Origin of the sequence: Oceanicella actignis (assembly GCF_900111545.1) — a bacterium.
Taxonomy (GTDB): Bacteria; Pseudomonadota; Alphaproteobacteria; order Rhodobacterales; family Rhodobacteraceae; genus Oceanicella; species Oceanicella actignis.
This window is the reverse complement of record NZ_FOHL01000009.1, coordinates 70,570-85,726: the sequence shown is the minus strand read 5'-3', so window position 1 is coordinate 85,726 and position 15,157 is coordinate 70,570. Positions and strand designations below refer to the sequence as shown.

The following is a 15,157-nucleotide window of genomic DNA, read 5'->3' as shown; positions in this document are numbered from 1 at the left end:
AAGAGACTGCGGACGTTGCGAGAACGCGCCAGCCATGCGCTGAGCGCATATCTGCCATGCGCCGCATGGGCTACCCCGGCGTCGCGAAAGCGTCATATTGCGCCGCAGTAATCCTTTGCACTCAAAATCACGAGGAGAAGCGGCGCGATGTTCGACGACGCCGACAAGCAGTCTTTTTCGCATGAGCAGGGCATGCGGGCGCGCAAGATGTTCGCAGCCGTGGTGCTGGCCGCTCTGGACGACGCCATCGCCGACCAGCGCAAGAACGGAACCGGGGTCGAGGCCATCGCCCGCTGGGCGCGCTCGCGCGACGGGCGCGAGGTTCTCATGTGCGCCGGGATCGATCCCAACGAGCGCACCGTCAAGGGCATGATGGACTTCGTCGCCAAGGGCGTGCGCACCTCGGTCGCCCTGCGCGGCGAGCATGACTCGGACGATTCCGAGGGCGGCTCGGACAAGATCGCGGCCTGAGCGCGCCCAGGACCCTGCGCGATGGGCGGCCCGTGCGGCCGCCCGCTCGCATTTGCGACGATCCTCTTTACCGATTTCCGATCCGCCAGGAGGGCGGCGCCATGGCGATCACCGCCGACGCCAAGCCGCGCGGCCAGACCGCGCGCGACACCCAGATCGCCGCCCTTTGCTGGCGCGAGGCCCCCTGCGGCCGCGAGGGGCTGCTGGTCACCAGCCGCGGCGGCGGGCGCTGGATCCTGCCCAAGGGCTGGCCCATCGCGCGCCTCGGCGAAGCCGGCGCGGCCCTGCGCGAGGCGTGGGAGGAAGCGGGCGTGCGCATCGCCCTCGCCGCGCCCCGCCCGCTTGGCGACTACCCGGCGGTCAAGCGGCTCAAGAGCGGCGAGCCGCGCGCCGTGCGCGTCATCGTCTATCCCGCGCGCGTGCTGTCGCTGGCCGAAGACTGGCCCGAGGCGCACCAGCGCCAGCGCCGCTGGTTCGCGCTGCGCGACGCCGCCGGCGTGGTGACCGAGCCCGAGCTGGCCGAGCTGCTGGCGCGCTTCTGACCCGCGCCCCTTGCGCGCAGGCGGCGCGCGCGGCTACATCGCCAGGCCAGCCGCGAAGGAGACGCCCGTGACGCAAACGCCCCCCACCGACGCCGATCCCGAGTTCGAGGCGCGCAAGGCGCGCGCGAAGGCCTGGTTCGAGCAGCTGCAGGGCCGCATCTGCGCCGCCTTCGAGGCGATCGAGGACGAGCTTGACCAGGGCCCCCACGCCCATCTGCCCCCCGGCCGCTTCGAACGCACCCCCACCGCCCGCCGCGACGAGGACGGCGCCGACGGGGGCGGCGGCGTGATGAGCGTGATGCGCGGCGGGCGCGTGTTCGAGAAGGTCGGGGTCAACGTCTCGGCGGTTCACGGACGCCTGGCCGAACGCGCCCGCGCCAGCCTGACCGCGCGCAAGTCCATTCCCGGCCTTGACCGCGACCCGCGCTTCTGGGCCGCCGGCATCAGCCTTGTGGCGCACATGCGCTCGCCGCGCACGCCGGCGGTTCACATGAACACGCGCATGTTCTGGACCCCGCAGGCCTGGTGGTTCGGCGGCGGCGCCGACCTCAACCCGATGGTCGAGGTCCCCGAGGACACCGCCTTCTTCCACCAGCGCCTGCGCGCCGCCTGCGACCGGCACGATCCCGACTACTACCCGCGCTTCAAGGCCTGGGCGGACGAGTATTTCATGATCCGCCACCGCAACGAGCCGCGCGGCGTGGGGGGCATCTTCTACGACGACCTGTGCACCGGCGACTGGGAGGCCGACTTCGCCTTCACCCGCGACGTGGGCGAGGCCTTCCTCGACGCCTTCCCGGCCCTGACGCGCAAACGCATGCGCGAGCCCTGGACCGAGGAAGAGCGCGAATGGCAGCTGATCAAGCGCGGCCGCTACGCCGAGTTCAACCTGGTCTATGACCGCGGCACGCGCTTCGGGCTCGAGACCGGGCACAACCCCGACGCCGTGCTCATGAGCCTGCCGCCCGTCGCCAAATGGCCCTGACCCGCCCGCGCCTGGCCGGCGCCCGCGCGCCGGACGCCGAGGACCTGGCCCGCATGGCCCGCGAGGCCTTCGCGCGCCTGCCCGAGGGCGTGCGCGCCGCGTGCGAGGGCCTGGTCATCCGCGTCGAGGAGCTGCCAGACGACGACATGCTGGCCGAGACCGGGCTGGACGATCCGTGGGAGCTGACCGGCCTTTACCGCGGCGTGCCGCTGACCGAGCGCAGCGTGGACGATCCCGTGCGCCTGCCCGACGAGGTCATCCTCTTCCGCCGCCCGATCCTCGACGAATGGATCGCCCGCGGCGACGTGGCCCTGGGGCGGCTGGTGACGCATGTGCTGGTGCACGAGATCGCGCACCACCTGGGCTGGTCCGACGAGGACATCGCCCAGGTGGACCGCTGGTGGGAGTGACCGCGCTCAGGAGGCCGCCAGCCGCCGGCGGAAGGCCTCGAGCGGCGCCTCGGGCGCGCGCGCGATCTGCGCCGACAGCGCCTCGATCTGGCTGCTCTTGATCTGCGAGCCGCGCGACGAGCCGAACTCGAAATCGAACGCCGTGCCGATGTTGCGCGCGAACATGCCCCCGACCCCGGTCAGGAAGCCGATCACCGCGCCGATGTAGCGGTCGTTCTCGGCCGAGACGTAGAAGTTCAGCACGATCAGCGCCACCGTGATCACCGCCACCGCGGCGAAGGCGGCGATCAGCATGTTGGTGGCGCGGTCGTTGACGCGGCCGGTGACGCGGGTCAGCTCGACGTCGCGCCGGCGCGCATCGGCGCGGTCGGCCAGCAGGGCCTCGGTCTCGCGCAGGGCGATGTCGGCCAGGCGCAGCTTGAGCTCGGCGCGCAGCTCGGCGTCCTCGCGGATGCGGCGCAGGGCCTCGTCGCGCTCTTCGGCGGTGGTGACGGCGACGCCGGTCACCTCGGCCACCACGTCGCGCACGGTGCGCGAGATGACCTGCGCGTTTTCGTCGTCGCCGGCCACGGCCTTGACCAGCGAAGGCGCCACCGCGGAAAGAATGGGCAGGATCAGCGAAACAAGGGGCATGGAAGGGTCCTTTCTGCTTGCAGGGGGCGCCGCGGCGGGCAGGGTCACGCGGCGCCGCGCAGGGCCGCTTCGGGGCGCTCCGGTCCGCCCAGAGCGAAATACACCGCCTGCACGGCGGCCATCAGGGCGGGGCCGGGCGCGCCCGTGGGCGGCAGGCGGCACTGGCGCTCGAAGCGGCGGATGGCGGCGGCGGTGCGCGGGCCCATCAGCCCGTCCGCGGGGCCGGGATCTGCGCCCAGGTAATCCAGCGCGGCCTGCAGCTCGCGCACCCCGCGCACGCGAAACGCGCCCGCCGCCCGGTCGCTCGGCCCTTCGCCCCTCCCGTCGCCGGCATGGCGGGCATAGGCCGCGGCCAGCTTGCGGTCATAGGCGTTGCGCCGCCAGTCGGGGCCGTTGTAGCCGCGCGCGAAGGCCGTCCAGTCGCGCCGCGCCAGCGCGCCGGCCAGCCCCGCGGCGCGCACATAGGCGCCGAAGGCGGCCAGCTGCGCCGCCTCGCTTTCGCACATCGCGGCGACGAAGGGCTCGACGCCCGCAAAGCCCACCAGCTCGGCGTTGAAGCCCATGATCTGGAAGCGCCCCCACGAGGTCGCGCGCAGCGCCGCCTCGCGGTCGAGCGCCGTCGCGCGCTCGAGGCGCGCGTATTGCGCCGCGCCGCCCGGCCCGTAGCCCCCCGGCGCCGGCGCCGAAAGATCGGGCGCGGCGGCGTCGAAGGCGCCGCCCGTCAGGCGGCGAAAGACATGCCGTTCGAACAGGATCGTCGGCCGCCCGTCGGGCAGAAAGGCCGCGCCGCGGCTTTCCACCTCGGCCACCGCCTTGATGGCCGCGACCTCGCAGCCGAGCTCGTCGGCCAACGCCCGATAAGGCGCGTCCGTGCGGATCGGCAGGGCCGATCCCTTGAAAGCGTTCATGTCCGCCAACCTCTCGATCCATGCAGGACCGATGCCGACGCCTTGCGCGTGGCGGGCGGCGGCCGAACGGCCTGCGCGAGTCCCGCCTCGAGACTTAGCGGAAAATGGTTAGCATCCCGTCAATGCAGACTCAGAAATCCTTCTTCCAGCGCAGCCCGACCGAGGCGCCGCCCGCGCCGCCGGCCTCGCTGGTGGCCGAGACGCCGTCGAACAGCTCGACCTCGACCTCGACCGAAGCCGGCCCGCCGTCGAGCGGCTGGCGCGCGCCCACGAACACCCCGTCGGCCAGCGACTTGCCCACGCGCACGGCGGTTTCCTCGCCCGACTGGTCCACGCTCAGCATGTCCACGCCCAGCGCCCCCCGCACCCCGTCGAGCAGCCCCGCCTCGCCGTTGAGCAGCGTCGCCAGCCCCGTGGCCAGCTGCAGCGCCTGCGAGGCCGACAGCGACTGGCGCGAGGTCCCGAACAGAAGGCGCGGCATCACCTCCTCCTCGGGCAGCGCCGGGCGCGAGGCGAACGACACCTGCGGCGCCGACGCGGTTCCCGAAACCACGATCCCGCCCTCGATGTCGTCGCTCTCGGTCCAAAGCGCGACGTCAAGCGCCGGGTCGGGCGGCCTTGCGCCCGAAAAGGCGATGCGCCCGCGCGTCAGCTCGAAGGTCTTGCCCAGAAGGTCCAGCTCGCCGCGGCGGCGCTCGACGGCGCCGACGACGATGGGATCGGCGGCGGGGCCCTTGATGCTCAGATCGGCCTCCCACTCGCTGTCGAGCCCGCGCCCGCGCACGAACACGCCGCCCGGCGCGCGCACGCGCAGGTCCAGCTGCGGGCCGTCCGAGTCGGCCGGCGGCGGCGCGTCCTCTTCCGGCGGCGGCGCGCCCTTGACCGCGACTTCGCCCAGATCGGCCACCGAAGGCGGCAGCGCGTTGACCAGCCGCACCTCGGCGCGGTCGATCACCGCCTCGCCGGCGATCAGGGGCGCGCTCAACGGCCCCGCCGCCGTCAGGTCAAGGCTGACCTTCGCCGTCACGTCGTCGCGCCGCACAAGGATCGCGCCGTCGGCGGACAGGCGCCCCCGCAGCGTCTGGCCGTCCACGGTCAGGCTGGCGCTCAGCGGCGCGCCCGAGCCGTCGGTCGCGCGCAGGTCCAGCGTCAGATCCGCGCCGCCGCCGACACGGGTGCGCGCCTCGATCCCGGTCAGGATCGTGCCCAGGTCAAGGTTCTGATACTGGCCGTTGGTCAGGACCAGCCGCCCCGTCGGGCGCAGACGCCCGGGCGGTCCCTTGACGCCCAGATCCAGGTCCAGATCGCCGTCCAGCACATGCGCCGGAGCCGGCACATAGCCCCAGAACGCCCCAAGACGCCCCTTCCAGCTGGCCCGGGCCTCGATCGGGGCGCCGGGTTCGAGCGCCGGCAGGACGCCCGCCGGCCGCGCCCGCGCGCGCGCGCGCAGCACGACCGGCTCGCCGAAGCGCCCCGACAGGCTGGCGCGCGCCGTCGCCTCGCCTCCGTCCCAGTCCAGCCGCGCCTCGGCGTCGAGCGCATCCTCGGCCTCGACGCCGGCGGGATCGAGGCCCTCGGCATTCAGGCGGATGCGGGCGAAGGGCTTGCCCGGCCGGGTGTCGAAGCGGGCCCGCGCGCGCAGGGCGCCGCCCTCGATCGGCGCGCCGGCCAGGCGCGCGGCCTCGACCAGGCGCGGCAGGTTCAGCGTCACGTCGCCGGTCGCGCCCTGCGCGCCCGCGCCCAGATCGCCCCGGAGCCGTCCGCCCGGCAACGCCAGATCAAGCCCGCGCAGCGCCGTCACGCCGCCCGCGCTTTCGATCCGCGCGGGGGCGCGCAGGCGCGCGCGCGCCTTGCCCAAGCCCGCCTCGAGCCGCGTCAGCGTCCCGGCCGGCGCCTCGCCGCTCAGATCGAGCCGCGCGGCGAGGCGCGCGAAAAGCGGACGGCGGCCGGCCTTCCTGCGCCGCGGCGCGTCTCCTTCGGCGTCGAAGCGCACGTCAAGCGCGTCCAGCGCGCCCGAAGCCCGCGCCTCGAGCCGGCCAAGCCGCACAGCCCCCATGGCTGCGCCGCCCGCGCCGGCCGAGACCTCGAGCCGCGGCGCCGCGCCCAGCGCGTCATCCGCCCGCGCGCGCAACCGCAGGCCGCGCGCCGCGGCGCCGGCTAGGCGCAGATCGGGCGCGTCGGCGCGCAGCGTCAGCGCCGCCGCGCCGTCGGCCTGCGCCAGTTCGGCGCCGGCGTCGAGCGCGCTCAGCGCCGCGTCGCCCGCCCGCAGGCCCTGCGCCTTGGCCGTCAGCCCGCCCTCGGGCGCGCCGAACAGATCGCGCGCCCATCCGGCCAGCTCGGCCGCCTCGATCGCCGCGCCGAAACCGCGGGCCCCTTGCGCCTGGGCGCGCAGCGTCGCGGCCTGCCGGCCCTCGGGCGCGCTCAGCTCGAGCGTTCCCGAAACCGCGCCGCCCAGCCCCGCCCCGGCAAGCTGCGGGAACAGGTCGGCGAAGGCCTCGAAGGCCGACAGGTCGCGCGCCTCGAAGCGCAGCGCCCCCTCGGCCAGGCGTGCGTCGAGATCGGCGTCCAGCCGCCCTTCGAGCGCGCTGCGCAAACCCTCGAACGACAGCGCATCCAGCGTCAGGCGCACGCCGCGCAGCGCGCCGCGCAACTCGGCGTCCACCGGCCCGATGGGCCCGCCGCGCGCGCTCAGCGCGGCGCGGCCCGCAACGCCTTCGGCGATGGTCACGTCATGGGTCAGCCGCGCCTCGCCCCAGCTGCGCCCGGCGGCGACGGCGTCGGACAGAACCGCCTCGCCGGTCAGCCGCGCCGCGCCGACCGCGCCGCCCAGCGCGCCGGTGGCGCTCAGCCGCCCCGCCGCCTCGCGCCCATAAGCGCGCGCGATCGGCGCAATGTCGGGCGCGTCGAGCGCATAGGTCAGGTCATGCGCGCCCTCGCTCAGCGCCACGACGCCCGAGGCCGTCGCCTCGAGCAGCGACGAGGAAAAGCGCGCCGTCTTCACCGTCGCGCGCCGCCCGTCATGGGCGGCCTGAAGCGACAGCCGCGCCGGTCCGATCAGATCGGGCGTCAGCCGGTCGAGGCGCACGCCCGTCGCCGCGCCCTGCAGCGTCAGCTCGCCCTGCGGGCCGTCCTGCGAACGCAGGCGCCCCGTCACCTCCAGCCGCGCCGAAGCCGCATCGACCGCGTGCGAAGCAAGACCCTCGAGCCTGGCCGCGCCGCTGGCGGTCAGGTCGTCGGCGGAGCCGCTCAGGCGACCGTCGAAGCCGAGGCGCGCGAAATCCACGCCGGGGACAAGCGCCGCAAGCGCGCGCCGCGCCTCGAGCGACAGGTCAAGCTCCAACCCCCGGTCCGCGCGCCGGTAGAACCCCGCCGCGCGCGCGTCGAGCGCCGGCGCCGCAAGGCGCGCGCGCTCGATGCGGATCACGCCGTCGGCGCCCTCGGCCACGCGCAGCCCCAGCGCCGCCTGCGGCGCCAGGGCCGCCTGCGCCTCGGGCGGCGCGTCGGGACCGGGCGCGGCCACGAAGTCGGCCTCGAAGCGCACCGGCGCCTCGAGATCGGCCAGCGCCGAGCCATGCGCGCTCAGCACCCGTTCGACGTCGAGCGCCGCGGTCATGCGCCAGTTGCTCAGCGGACCGTCGGCGTCCAGCTTCAGACGGCTGGGCGCGCCGGCGCCCAGGCCCGCATACTCGGCCGCAAGCCCGCCCGGCCCCTCGCGCGCGTCAAGCGCGACGCGCAGCGTATCGGCGGCGAAGTCGCGCGCATATCGCAGGGCGAACACGCCCTCGACCGCATCGGTGCGCGCGATGCGCAGCTCCAGCGCCTGCACGTCGCCCTCGTCGCGCGCCGCGCCCTGCGCGTCGAACGCCACCCCCTGCGCCGCCGCCACCCCCGGCGCAAGGCGCACGCCGCTCAGCGTCAGCGCATCGACCACCACCGTCAGCGGCGCGCGCGGCCAGCCGCCGCCGCTCGCTTGCGGCGCTTCGCCTTTCGCGGGCGCCTCCGAGGGCGGCAGGACCGGCCGGCGCAGCACCTCGACGCCGCGCGCTGTCAGGGCGCGGATCGCCAGCTCGCCCGACAGCAGGCGCGAGGGGCTCCAGCTGACGCCCACGGCCTCGGCGCGCAGCCACACGCCCTGCGCGTCGGCCACCGCAAGGCCGCGCAGCTCGGTCACGCCGTCCTCAGGTTCGGCCACGCCCTCGGCGGTGATCTCGAGGCTTCCCGGCGTGGACAGCTGCGAGAGCGCGAACTGCACCAGCGAGTTCTTCAGCCCCAGAATCGAGATCTGCGCCCCCGCCGGGGGCGGCGGCGCCAGGGCCAGCGCGGCGCCCACGAGCGCGGCGCGAGAAAGGCGTGCAAGGCGCGATACGGTCATCAGAACGCCTGCCCGATCGAGAAATAGATCTGGAACGCGTCGTCCGCGTCCCGCGGGTTCAGCGGCGCGGCCACGTCCAGGCGCAGCGGCCCCACGGGCGAATAGTAGCGCGCGCCAAGCCCGGCGGCGAGCTGCACGCCCTCGGCGAAGTCGGGAAAGACGCTGGTCGAGACCGAACCCGCATCGACGAAGGCCGCCGCGCCCAGATCGCCGCGCACGCGCCAGCGCAGCTCGGCGCCCAGCTCGAGCGCCGAACGTCCGCCGATCGGGTCGCCCGCCGAATCGAGCGGCCCGACGAAGCGTTCGCGATAGCCGCGGACCGAGCCCCCGCCCCCGGCGTAAAGGCGGCGCGGGGCGGGCACGTCGCCCAGCGATTCCGACAGGATCGCGGCCGCCCGCCCATGCGCCGCCAGCACCGTGCGCCCGCCCGCATCCAGCGGGAAGTAGACCGCCCCGCGCGCGTCTGCCGCCAGGAACGGCGCCGCGCGGCCGCCGACCAGCCCCGCGAAGGGCGCGGCCTTGAGCTCGGCCCGCCAGCCCTGGGTGGGGTTGATCAGGTCGTCCGCCCCCTCGTAGCGGGCGAAGGCGGGCGCGCCCAGCAGGAAGGCGTCCTCCTGGCGGGCGCCGTCGTCGATCGCCGAGACCTCGGCCAACCCGCCCAAGCCCACGGTCAGACGCGGGTCGAGCGCGCGCTGGACGCCGGCGGTCAGCGTCAGGGCCGATTGCTCGAAGGCGTCGTCGGATTCGTGCCGCGCCGAAGCGCCCAGCGCCAGCTCCTGCCCCGCGCGGCGGAACTGGGGTTTGCGCAGTTCGACCGACAGGGCCTGCAGCGCGAAGCCCAGATCGAGCTCGGCGCCCAGACGCTCGTTCGCGCCCCACAGATTGCGGTGGGCGAACGACGCCGCCAGCTCGGGGCCGCGGGCGGTGGACAGGTTCAGCTCTGCCGCCACCGTGCGCGGGGGGCCTTCCTCGGCGGCGACGATCACCGGCGCGGCGCCGTCCGGCGCCGGGCCATCCGGCAGGCGCACGACCACGGTCGAGAACAGGTTCGTCGATGCGAGGCGCTTCTGGAACTCGGCCAGCTTGTCGGCGTCGACCGGCTCGCCCTCGCGCCAGGGCAGGTAGCTGAGCAGGTAGTCCGCGCGCACCTGCGACAGGCCCTCGAAGCGCACGGGGCCGAAACGCTGCTCGGGACCGGCGGAAAGGATGGTCTCGACCTCGAGGCGGGCCGCCTGCATGTCGGCGACGGCGCGGCGGCCCTCGATGCGGGCGAAGGGGCGCCCGTCGCGGCGCAGGGCGGCGACGGCGGCCTGCTCGGCGCCCAGGATGCGCGCGGCCAACGCGCGCCGCCCCACGGGCGAGCCCAGCGCCGCCGCGTCGGGCGGGACGGGGGCGGCGCCCTGGCCATGATCGACGACGACGAAACGGTGCTCGGCAAGGATGAAGGGGCGGCCGGGCTTCACGCGCAGGCGCACGCGCACCTGCTCGGGCGCGTCAGGCGAAGGTTGGGGCGCGGCTTGGGGTGCGGGGCCGGCCTCGGTCGGAGCGGCGGGTTCGCGCGCGAAGGGATCGGCGGCCGGCGCGGGCGCGGCCCCGGACGCGGCTTTCTCGCCGCGCAGGATGCGAAAGGCAAGCTTGCCCTCATAATACCCGCGCGAGCGCAGGATCTTGCGCGCAAGCTCGGCGTCCTGCTCGGCGCGGCGGCGCAGGAAGGCAACGCTTTGCGCTCCCTCGTCCTGAAAGCGGTAGAGGGCCAGGGATTGCTCGAGGAGCGCGGCCACATCGTCGTCCGGCGCGCCGCGCAGCTCGACGTCGTAGCGCACCTGGGTGCGCGGCGCCTCGAAGGCCTCGGCGGCCGGCGCAAGCCCGGGCGCCGCGTCGCCCCCAAGCCACGCGCAGCCCGGCAAGGCGCCGGCCAGCGCGGCCATGACGCATGCGGCGACGCAGCGGCGGCGAAGGGACGAGCTCATCCGCGCTCCTTGCGATTCATCGGCCGGACCCGCCCCGATCCATCCCGCGCCAATGCGGCGAAAAGCGGGCGACGCGCGCTCATGCGCGGCGGCGGCGGGGGCGGCGCGCGCTCAGCACCTTGTAGCGCGGCGTCAGGGCCAGCTGCTCGACCTGGCCGAACAGCTCGTTCAGGCGCCTTTCGTAGGGCAGGCTGCGATTGGCGACCAGCATGAAGGTTCCGCCCGGCGCCAGCATCCGCGCCGCCGCCTCCAGAAACCCGTGGCCGAGCGCGATCGACACCGCGCGCCCCTCGTGAAAGGGCGGGTTCGAGATGACCCAGTCATATTCCCCGCGCGGGATCTCGGGACCCGCCGCGTCGGCCCAGAAGAAGCGCGCGCGCGGGTCGGCGACGTTGCGGCGCGCGCAGTCGAGCGCGGCGGCGTCGGCTTCGAACAGGTCCACCGCCTCGGGCGCGCCGCGGCGCAGCGCCGCATCGGCCAGCCAGCCCCAGCCCGCGCCAAGATCGGCCACCTTGCCCGACAGCGGCGGCAGGTTCTGCGCCAGAAGCTGCGAGCCGGGGTCCGCCTCGGTCCAGCTGAAGGCGCCGGCCACGGTCCGAAAGCGGCCCTCGACGCGGATGGCGGGCGCCGCCTCGGCGATCCAGCGGTCGAATTCGGGCGGCGTGTCGGCCGTGCGCCGCGCCCAGATGACGCGGCCATGGTCGCGGGGGATCGCGCCGTCAAGCGCGATGACGCGGCGCAGGTCCTTTTGCAGGCTTTCCACGCCGTCGGTCTTGGCCCCCGCCGCCAGCACCGCGCCGCCGGGGCGGGTCATGCGCCAGGCGCGGGCGAAATTGGCGCGGTTCTCGGCCTTGGCGCGGGTCAGCGCGACGGCGGCGGCCGCGAAGGCGCCCTCGGGCGCGTCAAGGCGCGGGGTCACGTCGAAACCCGCCTGCGCCAGCGCATCGTGCAGCGGGCGCATGCCCTGCTCGCATTTCAGATCGCCGGGCGCGAAGACCGGGGCCGAAGGCGGACGCGCGCGCAGGACCGCCATCGGCGCCTCGGGCCCCGGCGCGGGCAGATCGCCGCGCGCGAAGGGCGCGGCCAGCAGCGTCATCGGATCGAACATGCCTTCGGCCTAGCAGAAAGCGCCGCGCCGGGCCAGCGCCCGCGCGCGGCGCAAGGGGCCTCAGTCCTCGAATTCCAGCAGCAGATCCTTGGCGTCGATCTGCGCGCCGGCGGGGGCGTGCACGGCCTTGACCACGCCGTCGCGCTCGGCGTGGATGGCGGTCTCCATCTTCATCGCCTCGATGGTCAGCAGCAGATCGCCCGCCTTGACCGCACGCCCCGGCTGCACGGCCACCGACGCGACCATGCCCGGCATGGGCGCGGCGACATGGGCGGGGTTCGACAGGTCGGCCTTGGGCCGGCGCGCCGTCGCCGCGGCGACGTGGCGGTTGGGCACGGTGATGGTGCGCGGCTGGCCGTTCAGCTCGAAGAACACCTTCACCGTTCCGTCCTCGGCCGTCTCGCCGATGGCGGACAGCACGACCTGAAGCCGCTTGCCCGGCTCGAGCTCGATCTCGACCTCTTCCTGCGGCTCCATGCCGTAGAAGAAGGTCTTGGTCGGCAGGACGCGCACGGGGCCGTAATCCTTGTGCCGCTCGCGGTAGTCGACGAACACCTTGGGATACATCAGGTAGCCGCACAGATCCTCGTCGTCGACCGGAACGCCCAGCCGCTTCGACAGCGCCGCGCGCTCGGCCTCGAAATCGACCGGGGGCAGCTTGGCGCCCGGCCGCTCGAGGCTCGGCGCCTCGCCCTTGAGGACCTTGCGCGTCAGCGCCTCGGGCCAGCCGCCCGGCGGCTGGCCGAGATCGCCGCGGATCATGCCCACCACCGACTCGGGGAACGAGATCTCCTTCTCGGGGTCGAGCACGTCCTGCGGCGTCAGCCCGGCCGAGACCATCATCAGCGCCATGTCGCCCACCACCTTGGACGAGGGGGTGACCTTGACGATGTCGCCGAACATGCGGTTCACCTCGGCATACATGCGCGCGACCTCGTGCCAGCGCTCTTCCAGCCCCAGTGCGCGGGCCTGGGCCTTGAGGTTGGTGAACTGGCCGCCGGGCATCTCGTGCAGATAGACTTCCGAGGCGCCCGACTTCATCTCGGTCTCGAAGGCGGCGTATTGCAGGCGCACCTGCTCCCAGTAATCCGAGATCGCCCGGATGGCCGCCGGGTCGAGCCCGGTCTCGTGCTCGGTGAAGCGCAGCGCCTCGACGATCGAGCCGAGGCAGGGCTGCGAGGTCAGGCCCGACATCGAGTCCATGGCCGCGTCCACGATGTCGGCCCCCGCCTCGATCGCGGCCAGCACGCCCGCCGCGCCGATGCCCGAGGTGTCATGGGTGTGGAAGTGGATCGGCAGGCCGACATCCTCCTTGATCGCGCGGATCAGGATGCGCGCCTGGGCGGGCTTGAGCAGGCCCGCCATGTCCTTGACGCCGATCATGTGCACGCCCGCGTCGCGCAGCTGCCGCGCCATCGAGACGTAATATTTCAGGTCGTATTTCGCGCGGTCGGGGTCCAGGATGTCGCCCGTGTAGCAGATCGCGCCCTCGAGCACGCGGCCGCTCTCGAGCACAGCGTCCATGGCCACGCGCATGTTCTCGACCCAGTTCAGGCTGTCGAACACGCGGAACACGTCCACCCCCGACTCGGCGGCCTGATGGACGAACTTGCGCACCACGTTGTCGGGATAGTTGGCGTAGCCGACCCCGTTCGCCCCGCGCAGCAGCATCTGCGTCATCACGTTGGGCAGCTTCTTGCGCAGCTCGACCAGCCGCTTCCACGGGCATTCCTGCAAGAAGCGATAGGCCACGTCGAAGGTCGCGCCGCCCCAGCACTCGACCGAGAACAGCTGCGGCAGGTTGCGCGCATAGGCGTCCGCGACGCGCAGCATGTCGAACGAGCGCATGCGCGTGGCCAGCAGCGACTGGTGCGCATCGCGCATGGTCGTGTCGGTGATCAGCGCCGCGCGCTGCGCCAGCGCCCAGTCGGCCACGGCCTTGGGCCCCTCGCGTTCGAGCAGGGTCTTCGTGCCCGGCGCGGGCGCCTCGGCCAGGAGGCGCGGGGGCTGGGGCTGGCGCGCATGGGCGGGCGGGCGCGGACGGCCGGCGACCTCGGGGTTTCCGTTCACGGTCACGTCCGCGATGAAGGTCAGCAGCCGCGTGGCGCGGTCGCGCCGCGGCTTGAAGTCGAACAGCTCGGGCGTCTCGTCGATGAACTTGGTGTGATACGAGTTGTCGCGGAATTTCGGGTGCTTGAGCAGGTTCTCGACGAAGGCGATGTTGGTGGCCACGCCGCGGATGCGGAACTCGCGCAAGGCGCGGTCCATGCGCGCGATCGCCTCCTCGGGCGTCGGCGCCCAGGCGGTGACCTTCTCGAGCAGGCTGTCGTAGTAGCGCGTGATGACCGCGCCCGAATAGGCGGTGCCCCCGTCAAGCCGGATGCCAAAGCCCGTCGCGCCGCGATAGGCGGTGATGCGGCCGTAGTCGGGGATGAAGTTGTTGAGCGGGTCCTCGGTGGTGATGCGGCACTGGATGGCGTGGCCGGCAAGCTTGATGGCCTCTTGCCCCGGAACGCCGGTGGCCTGGGCGATGTCGGCGCCCTCGGCGATGCGGATCTGCGCCTTGACGATGTCGATGCCGGTGACCTCTTCGGTCACGGTGTGCTCGACCTGGATGCGCGGGTTGACCTCGATGAAATGGAACTCGCCGGTCGCCATGTCCTGCAGGAACTCGACCGTGCCGGCGTTCTGGTAGCGCGCGTGGCGGGCGATGCGCAGGGCCAGCTCGCACAGCTCGGCGCGCTGCTCGTCGGTCAGGTAGGGCGCGGGGGCGCGCTCGACCACCTTCTGGTTGCGGCGCTGCACCGAGCAGTCGCGCTCGAACAGATGCACGATGTTGCCCTGGGCGTCGCCCAGGATCTGCACCTCGACATGGCGCGCGCGGGGGATGAGCTTTTCAAGGTATCCCTCGCCGTTGCCGAAGGCGGCCTCGGCCTCGCGCCGGCCGGCGCGCACCTTCTCTTCCAGCTCGTCCGGCCCCATGATCGGCCGCATGCCGCGCCCGCCGCCGCCCCAGCTGGCCTTGAGCATGAGGGGGTAGCCGATCTCCTCGGCCATGCGGCGGATCTCGTCCATGCCCTGGTCGGGGTCGGGCAGCACCGGGCTGGCGGGCACCACGGGCACGCCCGCCTCGATGGCGGCGCGGCGGGCCGAGGCCTTGTCGCCCAGCATGCGCATGGTTTCGGCGCGCGGGCCGATGAAGGCGATGCCGGCGGCCTCGCAGGCGTCGACGAAGTCGGGGTTCTCGGACAGCAGGCCATAGCCCGGGTGGATCGCGTCGGCGCCGCTTTCGCGCGCGACGCGGATGATCTCGTCGATCGACAGATAGGCCTCGACGGGGCCGAGCCCCTCGCCGATCTTGTAGGCTTCGTCGGCCTTGAAGCGGTGCAGGCCCAGGCGGTCCTCCTCGGCATAGACCGCGACGGTTCGCTTGCCCAGCTCGTTGGCCGCGCGCATGACGCGGATGGCGATCTCGGAGCGGTTGGCGACGAGTATCTTCTGGAAGCTGCGCATTGCGACCTGCTCACCCCTTCTGCGACGACGGCGGAGCCCGCGGCCCCATGACGCGCTGCACAATGCACGCAAGCGCGCGCGCAGGCAAGGCGCGCGCGCAGACCAGGCTGCAAGGCGCGGGCGCGGCCGCTGGCCGCCGCGCGGGGGGGGGGGGGGGGGGGGGGGGGGGGGGGGGCCGGGCGCGGAGGCCGCGGGCGGCTCCGAACCCCTCTCCGACGCCGTCCTCCGGCGCGGCCATGGGCGTC

The 15,157-nt window shown here is 74.0% G+C and carries 10 protein-coding genes; 4 read left to right on the top strand and 6 right to left on the bottom strand.

The window, feature by feature from the left end; genetic code table 11:
• Positions 1 to 147 precede the first annotated feature (147 nt).
• From BMW67_RS13165 to BMW67_RS13150, 4 genes are all read left to right on the top strand, one after another.
• Positions 148 to 471 carry a DUF6280 family protein gene (locus tag BMW67_RS13165; RefSeq protein ID WP_072748013.1) on the top strand — a complete coding sequence of 108 codons (324 nt, stop codon included), beginning with the start codon at positions 148 to 150 and terminating at the stop codon, positions 469 to 471.
• 101 nt (positions 472 to 572) lie between these two features.
• On the top strand, positions 573 to 1,013 hold the full coding sequence (locus tag BMW67_RS13160) for an NUDIX hydrolase (RefSeq protein ID WP_072748014.1): 441 nt from the start codon (positions 573 to 575) through the stop codon (positions 1,011 to 1,013).
• A 67-nt stretch (positions 1,014 to 1,080) separates the two neighbouring features.
• On the top strand, positions 1,081 to 1,998 hold the full coding sequence (gene hemF, locus BMW67_RS13155; RefSeq protein ID WP_072748015.1) for an oxygen-dependent coproporphyrinogen oxidase: 918 nt from the start codon (positions 1,081 to 1,083) through the stop codon (positions 1,996 to 1,998).
• Positions 1,989 to 2,408, top strand: a complete 420-nt coding sequence (locus BMW67_RS13150) for a metallopeptidase family protein (RefSeq protein ID WP_072748016.1) — start codon at positions 1,989 to 1,991, stop codon at positions 2,406 to 2,408. The genes hemF and BMW67_RS13150 overlap by 10 nt, the downstream gene beginning before the upstream one ends.
• Before the next feature lie 6 nt (positions 2,409 to 2,414).
• On the opposite strand, the gene BMW67_RS13145 is transcribed toward BMW67_RS13150, so the two are convergent.
• The 6 genes from BMW67_RS13145 to BMW67_RS13120 all read right to left on the bottom strand — a co-directional run bounded on the left by BMW67_RS13145 (position 2,415) and on the right by BMW67_RS13120 (position 14,912).
• Complete coding sequence (locus BMW67_RS13145; RefSeq protein WP_072748017.1) at positions 2,415 to 3,041, bottom strand: hypothetical protein; 627 nt, start codon at positions 3,039 to 3,041, stop codon at positions 2,415 to 2,417.
• A gap of 44 nt (positions 3,042 to 3,085) precedes the next feature.
• Entirely contained in the window at positions 3,086 to 3,949 is an 864-nt protein-coding gene (locus BMW67_RS13140; RefSeq protein ID WP_072748070.1) for an N-acetylmuramidase domain-containing protein, read from the bottom strand.
• Between the two features lie 130 nt (positions 3,950 to 4,079).
• Positions 4,080 to 8,321, bottom strand: a complete 4,242-nt coding sequence (locus BMW67_RS13135) for a translocation/assembly module TamB domain-containing protein (protein WP_072748018.1) — start codon at positions 8,319 to 8,321, stop codon at positions 4,080 to 4,082.
• On the bottom strand, positions 8,321 to 10,291 hold the full coding sequence (locus tag BMW67_RS13130) for an autotransporter assembly complex protein TamA (protein ID WP_072748019.1): 1,971 nt from the start codon (positions 10,289 to 10,291) through the stop codon (positions 8,321 to 8,323). Before BMW67_RS13130 ends, BMW67_RS13135 begins: the two co-directional genes overlap by 1 nt.
• Positions 10,292 to 10,370: 79 nt before the next feature.
• The gene (locus tag BMW67_RS13125; RefSeq protein WP_083581493.1) at positions 10,371 to 11,399 is read right to left on the bottom strand and encodes a class I SAM-dependent methyltransferase; all 1,029 of its coding nucleotides are present in this window, start codon (positions 11,397 to 11,399) and stop codon (positions 10,371 to 10,373) included.
• A gap of 60 nt (positions 11,400 to 11,459) precedes the next feature.
• Positions 11,460 to 14,912 (bottom strand): pyruvate carboxylase, encoded by a 3,453-nt coding sequence (locus tag BMW67_RS13120; RefSeq protein ID WP_072748020.1) that lies wholly within the window; start codon positions 14,910 to 14,912, stop codon positions 11,460 to 11,462.
• Positions 14,913 to 15,157 lie beyond the last annotated feature (245 nt).

Bases quoted from the DNA above. Each gene is read 5' to 3' on its own strand.
- BMW67_RS13135 (WP_072748018.1), bottom strand. From the start codon at position 8,321: ATGACCGTATCGCGCCTTGCACGCCTTTCTCGCGCCGCGCTCGTGGGC.
- BMW67_RS13160 (WP_072748014.1), top strand. From the start codon at position 573: ATGGCGATCACCGCCGACGCCAAGCCGCGCGGCCAGACCGCGCGCGAC.
- BMW67_RS13120 (WP_072748020.1), bottom strand. From the start codon at position 14,912: ATGCGCAGCTTCCAGAAGATACTCGTCGCCAACCGCTCCGAGATCGCC.
- BMW67_RS13130 (WP_072748019.1), bottom strand. From the start codon at position 10,291: ATGAGCTCGTCCCTTCGCCGCCGCTGCGTCGCCGCATGCGTCATGGCC.
- BMW67_RS13145 (WP_072748017.1), bottom strand. From the start codon at position 3,041: ATGCCCCTTGTTTCGCTGATCCTGCCCATTCTTTCCGCGGTGGCGCCT.
- BMW67_RS13140 (WP_072748070.1), bottom strand. From the start codon at position 3,949: ATGAACGCTTTCAAGGGATCGGCCCTGCCGATCCGCACGGACGCGCCT.
- BMW67_RS13150 (WP_072748016.1), top strand. From the start codon at position 1,989: ATGGCCCTGACCCGCCCGCGCCTGGCCGGCGCCCGCGCGCCGGACGCC.
- BMW67_RS13165 (WP_072748013.1), top strand. From the start codon at position 148: ATGTTCGACGACGCCGACAAGCAGTCTTTTTCGCATGAGCAGGGCATG.
- BMW67_RS13125 (WP_083581493.1), bottom strand. From the start codon at position 11,399: ATGTTCGATCCGATGACGCTGCTGGCCGCGCCCTTCGCGCGCGGCGAT.